Source organism: Candidatus Woesearchaeota archaeon (assembly GCA_018302225.1).
Classification (GTDB): Archaea; Nanobdellota; Nanobdellia; order SCGC-AAA011-G17; family JAGVZY01; genus JAGVZY01.
In genome coordinates, this window is record JAGVZY010000003.1 from 23,211 (window position 1) to 29,833 (window position 6,623).

8 protein-coding genes are annotated in these 6,623 nt (G+C 27.5%); 7 read left to right on the forward strand and 1 reads right to left on the reverse strand.

Annotated elements, in window-relative coordinates; all coding sequences use genetic code 11:
- Nucleotides 1-21: 21 nt before the first annotated feature.
- Nucleotides 22-867 (reverse strand): dTDP-4-dehydrorhamnose reductase, encoded by an 846-nt coding sequence (gene rfbD, locus J4403_00320; GenBank protein MBS3166635.1) that lies wholly within the window; start codon nucleotides 865-867, stop codon nucleotides 22-24.
- Nucleotides 868-946: 79 nt separating this feature from the next.
- On the opposite strand from rfbD, the gene J4403_00325 reads away from it, so the two are divergent.
- The 7 genes from J4403_00325 to J4403_00355 form a co-directional block, all read left to right on the forward strand.
- Nucleotides 947-1,108 (forward strand): hypothetical protein, encoded by a 162-nt coding sequence (locus tag J4403_00325; protein MBS3166636.1) that lies wholly within the window; start codon nucleotides 947-949, stop codon nucleotides 1,106-1,108.
- Between the two features lie 60 nt (nucleotides 1,109-1,168).
- Complete coding sequence (locus J4403_00330) at nucleotides 1,169-1,372, forward strand: hypothetical protein (protein MBS3166637.1); 204 nt, start codon at nucleotides 1,169-1,171, stop codon at nucleotides 1,370-1,372.
- Entirely contained in the window at nucleotides 1,369-1,611 is a 243-nt protein-coding gene (locus J4403_00335) for a hypothetical protein (GenBank protein MBS3166638.1), read from the forward strand. The genes J4403_00330 and J4403_00335 overlap by 4 nt, the downstream gene beginning before the upstream one ends.
- A gap of 7 nt (nucleotides 1,612-1,618) precedes the next feature.
- Nucleotides 1,619-3,379 carry a carbamoyltransferase gene (locus J4403_00340; protein MBS3166639.1) on the forward strand — a complete coding sequence of 587 codons (1,761 nt, stop codon included), beginning with the start codon at nucleotides 1,619-1,621 and terminating at the stop codon, nucleotides 3,377-3,379.
- Between the two features lie 25 nt (nucleotides 3,380-3,404).
- A complete protein-coding gene (locus tag J4403_00345; GenBank protein ID MBS3166640.1) occupies nucleotides 3,405-4,487 on the forward strand; it encodes an SGNH/GDSL hydrolase family protein in 1,083 nt (360 codons plus the stop codon).
- A gap of 43 nt (nucleotides 4,488-4,530) precedes the next feature.
- Complete coding sequence (locus J4403_00350; protein MBS3166641.1) at nucleotides 4,531-5,409, forward strand: glycosyltransferase family 2 protein; 879 nt, start codon at nucleotides 4,531-4,533, stop codon at nucleotides 5,407-5,409.
- A 1-nt stretch (nucleotide 5,410) separates the two neighbouring features.
- Nucleotides 5,411-6,623: B12-binding domain-containing radical SAM protein (locus tag J4403_00355; GenBank protein MBS3166642.1), on the forward strand; the 1,213-nt coding region annotated here is incomplete at its 3' end.

Consider the following 6,623-nt stretch of genomic DNA (forward strand, 5'->3'; position numbering starts at 1 on the left):
TTAAAAAATTAACCTAATTTACTAAGTCAAATCATTTGTTAAAAAGTCTTTAAGTGCATTATGCCAACTCCTAATACCATATTTAAAAGTACTTTGAAACTTAAAATTACTCATTACAGAATATTTTGGCCTTTTAGCTGGTAGCGGATATTCCTCAGTTTTAATTGGAATTAATTTTTTTTCAATCCCTTTAATGTCTAAAATTTCATTTGCAAATTCAAACCAAGAGCAAGAATCAGAGTTATTAAGATGATATATTCCAAATTTATTTTTATTTTGTTTAATTGCTTCATCAACAGCATTTATTACATCTTTAGTATAAGTCGGACACCCAGTTTGATCATTAACAATTTTTAATTCATCTTTTTCAGAAGCAAGTTTAAGAATTGTTTTAACAAAATTTTTCCGATATTTACCATAAAGCCAGGTTATTCTAAAAATATAATATTTACTCATTGCTTCCTGAATCATTCTTTCTCCAATCAGCTTAGTAAAGCCATAATGATTAAGTGGATTTGGTTTATCTTCCTCAATATAAGGTTCATCTTTCAAACCATCAAAAATATAATCTGTACTAAAATGGATTAGTTTAATATTTTGTTTATTACACAATTCAGCTAAATTTTTTACCCCAATAACATTTACAAGATTAGCTTGCTCTCGCTCAGTTTCAGCTAAATCAACATTAGTATATGCTGCTGAATTTATTATTATCTCTGGTTTTATTTCATTTATTTTATCTTCGAGAACTTTTTTAGTTGTAATATCGCATTCTCTACCTACACCAATAATTTCATATTTATCTTTAAATGTTTCACACATCTCTTTCCCCAGCATCCCTTCACAACCAGTAACTAGAATTTTCATAATTAACTTACTTGAAATCAAACTAATAAATCTTTTGAATTTAGAAAGTTTAATAAACAATTTATTTATTTAATCTACCATGAGTCAAAATAAATCCTTATTGGGAGAAATATGGTCTTTTTTAATGGAAAGAAAAGCCTGGTGGTTAATTCCAGTAATAATTCTTTTCCTGATAGTTGGAATATTAATAATATTTAGCCAGAGTAGTGCGGTTTCTCCTTTTATTTATGCTCTTTTCTAATCCTTTTTAAATACTTCAAAAGGTTTATATATCCTTATTTTAGCCATAAATTGAAGCGTCATGATTTTTGAAGAAAATAAGTCGAGCCAAAAATTTGGAGAAAAGATAGGTTATATTCTTGCTTATTTTGTATTTGTTACAATTCTTTTTTTTATATTAAAAATTACAAGTAGATTACCTAATTCAAACGGATATCTTTGGGCAATGTTAATAGTTTTTGTAATAGCTCTTGTAGGATATTTAATTAAAAAATTATTAAAATGAATAATAAAAAATTTATAAAAGGATTAAAGGAAGGTTTCAAGAACTTTGGGAGTGGAGTTTCAATAATTATTAATACTCTATTATTACTTTTAGTTTATTTTTTAGGTGTAGGATTAACTTCAATATTTGCAAAGTTAGTTGGAAAACATTTTTTAGATGTGAAATTAAAAAAAGAAACTTATTGGGTAGATTATAATCTAAAGAAAAAATCCCTTCAGGAGTATTATAAACAATACTGAGGTAAAAATGTATATACTAGGAATAAGTTGTTATTATCATGATGCTTCTGCAGCATTATTAAAAGATGGAAAGATTGTAGCTGCAGCTCAAGAAGAAAGATTTACAAGAAAAAAGCATGATACTTCTTTTCCAATAAAATCTATTGAATATTGTTTAAAGAGTCAAAATATTACTATTAAAGATATTTCTTATGTGGGATTTTACGAAAAGCCATTTTTAAAATTCGAAAGGGTATTATCCCAACATCTTGAAACTTTTCCATTAAGTTTGAAAACTTTTCTAAGTTCAATGCCCTCTTGGATAAATGAGAAACTAAGAGTTGTTAGAGCAATAAAAAAGAAACTAAACTACAAAGGAAATATTTTATTTATAGAACATCATATGTGCCATGCAGCCTCATCATTTTTGATAAGTCCTTTTGAAAAAGCAGCAATACTTACAATAGATGGTGTTGGTGAATGGACTACAACTGCTTATGGTATTGGAGATAAAAATAATATTCACTTAATGAAAGAAATAACTTTCCCAAATTCATTAGGTTTAATATATTCTACAATAACTGCCTATTTAGGATTTAGTGTAAATAATTCTGAATATAAGGTAATGGGATTAAGTCCTTATGGTTTGATGGATAGAAAAAATAATCCTTATTATGAAAAATTAAAACGTGTAGTTGATATCAAAGAAGATGGAAGTTATAGATTAAACATGAAATACTTTGTGTTCCATCATGCAGATAGAATGCCTTCTAAAAAGTTATGCACACTTTTAGGCGGACCAATAAGAACTGCAGAAACAGAATTAACTCAAAGACACAAAGATATTGCAGCCGCATTACAAATGCTTACAGAAGATATTATTACAAAAATGCTAAATCATATTTATAATATAACTAAATGTGAAAATCTTGTTCTTAGTGGTGGTGTTGCATTGAATAGTGTTTATAATGGAAAAATTTTAAGTAAAACTCCTTTCAAAAAAGTCTGGATACAACCCGATCCAGGTGATGGTGGAACAAGTATAGGTGTAGTTTCCTATATTTATCATACTTTATTAGATAAAAAAAGAGAATACACTTTCAAAAGTGCCTTTTTAGGACCTGGATTCTCAACAGAAGAAATTAAAAATTTCTTAGATAAAAATAAAATAAAATACTCTCAATTCAAAAATGATGAAGATTTAGTAAAAACTACTGCAAGCCTTATTCATAAAGATAATGTCTTGGGCTGGTTCCAAGGAAGAATGGAATGGGGACCAAGAGCATTAGGTTCTAGGAGTATAATTTCAAACGCTTGTAATCCAAATATGAAAGAAATTCTAAACTTAAAAGTAAAACACAGAGAAAAATTCAGACCTTTTGCACCAGTAGTTTGTGAAGATGATGCTTTAAAATATTTTGAATGTGATAATCCAATTCCAGAGCCAACAGATTATATGTTAATGGTTTATCCAGTTAGAAAAGAATATCACAAAAAAATACCCTCAATTACTCATGTAGACGGTAGTGGAAGATTACAAACTATTAGAAGACATCAAAATCAGTTATATTATGATGTAATAAAAGAATATGGCAAATTATCTGGAATTCCAATTTTAATAAATACTTCTTTTAATATTAGAGGAGAGCCAATTGTTTGTACTTATTATGATGCCTATAAATGCATGATGGGTACAGGAATAGATTACTTAGTAATGGATAAATTCCTAATTAAAAGGGATGATAATTTAAGAGATGCTTGGGATAGCGAAAAATATGCAAAAGATTAAAAATCTAAAGTTTTTACCTTTTTAAATGCCCAAAAGATTTAAAGTTATCAATTTAATTTTGCTTTTGATTGCAATCTTATTCTGTTTCATAATTTTAGAGTTTGTTTTAAGATTATTATATCCTCTTGAGTATAATTTAAACAAAGAGTATATTTTAACTAATCACAATGTTTTTGGAAGAGTTCCAAATCTAGAGTATCTTTACAAGCATCCAGAGTTTGAACAAATAATAACACTTAATTCCAAAGGTTATAGAGATTATGAACATGAATTAAATAAAAATGATTCTATATTTAGGGTTGCTTTTGTTGGAGATTCATTTACAGATGCTTATCAAGTTAGTTTCAATGAAAGTATACCAAGATTAATTGAAGATAAATTAAATCAAAATTCTAATTCAAAATATGAAATTTTAAATTTTGGTATGCAAGGTTTCGGATTAGTACCAGAAGTAATCTTGATTGAAGAAGAAGTATTAATGTATAAGCCTAATCTAATTATCCTTAATTTCTTTGTAGGTAATGATTTCGTAAAGATGGATACAGGGGTTATAAATGCTATTCCGAATAATTTTTGGACTGGGGAGCATAATTCTCTAAAACCAAAAATATATAAATTAAGTTTCTCAACAAGGGTTAGAAGCTTTTTAAATAGAAAGTTTATGTTATACTCTACTGCTAAAAAGTTAATTTTAAATAATAAAAAAGATAATCTTTCTTCAGAAGGTTTAAGTGACATTTATCTTAAAGAATATCCCTCACAATTAAATGAAAATCTAAAAAAAACTGAGGATATCTTTAAATTCTTAAAAGATTTAACTTCGAAAAATAATTCTTCTCTTTTAATAGTTTTAGTACCTACAAAAGAACAAATAGGCCTAACTTTGTTAGATAATATTTCTCTAAATAATTATAATCTAGAAAAACCTCAGAAAGAGTTAATTAACTTATTAGAAAAAAATGATATCAATTATGTTAATTTACTTCCTAAACTAAAAGCCGAGAATATAAATAATACTTTTTATTGGGGTCTAGATGGACATTTTAATAAACTAGGTTACAGAAAGGCTTCTGAAATAATTTATTCAGAACTTACTCTAAATTTATAATTTAAAAGAAAGTTATTTAAACCTCTTAATAAAAAATAGTCTTATGAAACTAATAATAACTATTCCCGCTTATAATGAAGAAAAAAGTCTAGGCCAGGTTATAGACTCAATTAAACCTGTTTTAAAAGAGTTAAAAGAAGAAACTCAAATTCTAGTGGTAGATGATGGTTCAACAGATAAAACTTCAAAAGTTGCAAAGGAACATGACGCTATAGTTGTTTCACATCAAATTAACCAAGGTTTAGCTTCAGCATTCAGAACAGCAGTTAAAAAATCATTAGACTTGGGTGCAGATATTATAATTAATTTTGATGCAGATGGACAATATCTTGCAAAAGAAATCCCCTTATTATTAAATGAAATAAAAAAAGGAAATGATTTAGTTTTAGGCTCAAGATTCAAAGGAACAATAGAACAAATGCCTCTAATGAAAAGGCTAGGAAACATTTTGTTTTCAAGAGTAATCTCAAAAATTGTAAACTATAAAGTGTCAGATTGCCAAACCGGTTTTAGAGCATATAATCGAAAAGTTGCAGAAAATATAAAATTAATTTCTAATTTTACTTACACTCAAGAACAAATAATAAAAGCAGTCCACGCAGGATTTAAAATAAAAGAGGTTCCTGTTTATTTTGCAAAAAGAGAAGGTGAAAGTAGATTAATGAAAAATCCTTTTGACTATGCAATTAAAGCCTGGATAAATATTTTTAGAATTTACAGAGACTATGATCCAATAAAGTTTTTCGGAAAAATAGGTTTATCTTTTTTCAGCATCGGTTTTATTATAGGATTATTTTTAGTTTACAAATTTATTAAAACTGGAATAATAGGACACATACCTTTAACAATACTTTCTTTATTGTTTATAATTATAGGTATACAAATAATTATTTTCGGATTCCTTGCAGATATGAGGGGATAATATGAAAAAAGAAAAAATAGATTTATTATTAATTAATCCTCACAAACAAAATAAAATAGGTATTTTTACTCTTGCAGCCTGCATTAGAGAAAAAGGTTATTCTGTCAGAATTATAGGTGGTTTTTTTGAAGAAATTATACGTGAATTTGAAAAATATGAACCTTCTATGGTTGGTATAACTGCAACTACATTAGATGCAGAATTAGCCTATCAAGTCTGTGATTATATTAAAAAGAAGAATTCAAAAATTTATTGCATGCTTGGGGGATTTCACGCAACTGCAATACCTGAAAGAGTTTTAAAAGAAAGCAAATTTGATTTATTAGTAGTGGGAGAAGGAGAAGAAACATTGGCGGAATTAATGCCTCCTTTATTGAAAAATACTTTTCCCACAAAAGTTCCCGGAACAGTAGAAAAAGACAAAGATTCAATTATCTTTAACCCTCCAAGAGAATTTATCAAAGATTTAGATGCCTTACCCTTTCCGGCATTTGATTTAGTAAACATAGAAGACTACTTTCATGATATAAGATTTTCTTTTGGCCATTGTAAAAGAAGTCTATGTATTGTAGCTAGTAGGGGGTGTCCATTTGATTGTAAATTTTGTAGCTCAAAACTAATCTGGAAGCGAAAATTGAGGTTCTATTCAAATGATTATTTGTTTAAACTAATCAATAAATTAGTAGAAGATTATAATTTAGATGGAATCAGTTTTTTAGATGATGAGTTTGTATGTCATAAAGAAAGAATTTATGACTTCTGCGATAGAATGGTCAAAACAGGATTAAATAAAAAAATTAAATTTGCCTGCCAAGGTACTGCAGGAGCAACAACAGAAGAATTATTGTTAAAATTAAAAGAAGCTGGCTGCGTTCTTTATAGAATAGGGATGGAATCTGCAAATCAAGAGACTTTAAATTTCTTAAAAAATTCATATCAAAAAGTTGAAGGCAATCTAAATGCAGTAAATTTATGCAAGAAAGTAGGAATGCCCATATTTGGTAATTTTATTATTGGTGCACCTGACGAGGATTTAAACAGCATAGTCGATACAATAAATTTTATAGAAAATTCAAAAATGAATGTAGCCGATATTTTTATTGCCACACCTTTCCCAAACTCAGATTTATATAAAATTTGTGAAGAAAGAGGTTATTTAAAAGATAATATTACTTGGAAAGATTATACTTGTGATCCAAAAAGCGATAAAACTA

Coding starts and splice junctions, on each gene's coding strand:
- J4403_00330 (MBS3166637.1), top strand. CDS start 1,169: ATGATTTTTGAAGAAAATAAGTCGAGCCAAAAATTTGGAGAAAAGATA.
- J4403_00345 (MBS3166640.1), top strand. CDS start 3,405: ATGCCCAAAAGATTTAAAGTTATCAATTTAATTTTGCTTTTGATTGCA.
- J4403_00325 (MBS3166636.1), top strand. CDS start 947: ATGAGTCAAAATAAATCCTTATTGGGAGAAATATGGTCTTTTTTAATG.
- J4403_00340 (MBS3166639.1), top strand. CDS start 1,619: ATGTATATACTAGGAATAAGTTGTTATTATCATGATGCTTCTGCAGCA.
- J4403_00350 (MBS3166641.1), top strand. CDS start 4,531: ATGAAACTAATAATAACTATTCCCGCTTATAATGAAGAAAAAAGTCTA.
- J4403_00335 (MBS3166638.1), top strand. CDS start 1,369: ATGAATAATAAAAAATTTATAAAAGGATTAAAGGAAGGTTTCAAGAAC.
- rfbD (MBS3166635.1), bottom strand. CDS start 867: ATGAAAATTCTAGTTACTGGTTGTGAAGGGATGCTGGGGAAAGAGATG.